The organism is Solibacillus silvestris (assembly GCF_051967575.1).
Classification (GTDB): Bacteria; Bacillota; Bacilli; order Bacillales_A; family Planococcaceae; genus Solibacillus; species Solibacillus silvestris_B.
Window position 1 is genome coordinate 1 of record NZ_JBQCJW010000075.1, and the last position, 1,825, is coordinate 1,825.

Consider the following 1,825-nt stretch of genomic DNA (forward strand, 5'->3'; position numbering starts at 1 on the left):
AGAGGCTGGGACATAAATAGTTCTGGTCCACACAAAAAAACGAAATGACGTCATGTCATTTCGTTTTTTTGTGTATGGCGAAGTGAAAATGGAGGTTTCCGTTACCCCCTTGCCACGTATTTTCGGATGTTCACGGCCATCAAGGCGATGCCGATTTCATTTTCGACTTTCGATTCCCCACGAACCGAAAATCTCGTGAAACCTAAATTAGCCTTCAAAAATCCAAAAACTGGTTCTACATCTGTTTTGCGTTGATGATATAGATAGCCAGCTTTTTCTTCTGAAAGCTTCGTGCGTACATATTCTTTTTGTTGTTCCCAGCGCTCATTCACCGCCAGTTTCCGATGCTTGCCTTCCTCCGCTTTCGTACAACTCGCACGAAGCGGACAACCCGTGCAGTTTTCACATTCATACACTTGGAACGTGCGCTCAAATCCATCTTTATCTTTTCTTTTAGACGTATAGCGGAAGGTTAGCGTTTGCTCATTCGGACAAGTGTACGTATTTGTTTCTTTATCATACGCCCAGTTACTTGTTTTGAACGGATCTTGTTTATATTTTTTGGTCTGCTCTTTTCGGAATTGATTATAGATGATGAGTGCCTCACGCTCGCGATTCTCTAAAATATCCTGATAATTGGCTTCACTTCCATACCCAGCGTCTGCCACAATGTATTTTGGTAACTCAAAATAGTCTGTTTCAATTTGATCTAAAAATGGCGTCAATGTTTTCGTATCCGTTGGGTTTGGGTAGACGCCGTACGCCAATGTGTATTGTCCTTCTGTCGCGATTTGTACATTATAACCAGCTTTTAATTGGCCATTCTTCATATAATCGTCTTTCATTCGCATGAACGTCGCATCTTTATCGGTCTTGGAATAGCTATTCCGTGTGCCGAAAATTTCAAAATCACGCGCGTATTTTTCTTTTCGTGTGACCCAGTCAGTTACTTGTTTTAACAGCTGTTTCGGCGTTTTACGTGCGCTTCGTAATGCTTTTCGTTCTTCGACTTGAGTAGAAGCTTCGATCTTTTCCGTGTAATCGACTACCACTTCTTCTAACTTTTCCGCCATCTCTTTCAGTTCGGGAATCGATAATTGTTCTTCCGATTCACGCTCGATGGCTGGAATAATTTGGTGTTGAAGCAGTTCTTCATATAAACGATTCGATTTTTCAATGAGACTCGCCTCATATTTTTCGATTGCACGTTTCCAAACAAACGTAAATTTATTCGCATCTGCTTCAATTTTTGTACCATCAATGAAGATCGCTTCTAAATCGATGAGTTTTTCTTCAACTAGTTGGCAACGGAACTGCACAAAACATTGGCGAATTAATTCCTGCATGACAGGATGAACACGGAAACGATTGATGGTGCGGTAACTTGGTTCGTAGCCTTGCGCGAGCCACATCATGCGCACGCTATCTTTCGTTAAGTCCTCGATCCGACGCCCTGAAAAAGTCGATTGTGTGTAGCCACATAAAATAATTTTTAACATCATACGTGGATGATACGAGGGACAGCCTGTGTGTTGAATAAAAGGGCTAAACGCTTCAGTGGGAATACTTTCGACAAGCTCATGAATGACAAACGCAATATCATTTTTTTGTAATTTGATTTCTAAATCGAGCGGTAAAATTAATTGATTCATGTTATAATCTTTAAACATAAGGACACTTCTTTCGTTTAAAATTTGGTAGTAGGATACTTAAATTTTAACAGATAGGTGTCTTTTTTTGTATTCAAAATCAAAGCCCCTGAAATTTTACTGTTCGTAAAATTTCAGGGGCTTTTCAGTTAGAGGTTGGGTTTTGTCCCAATCTC

The 1,825-nt window shown here is 40.2% G+C and carries 1 pseudogene; it reads right to left on the reverse strand.

Going from position 1 to position 1,825, the window contains the following annotated elements:
* Positions 1-110 precede the first annotated feature (110 nt).
* Positions 111-1,670 (reverse strand): annotated as a pseudogene (locus ACTHOQ_RS18800) (IS1182 family transposase); the annotation flags it as partial.
* Between the last annotated feature and the right edge of the window lie 155 nt (positions 1,671-1,825).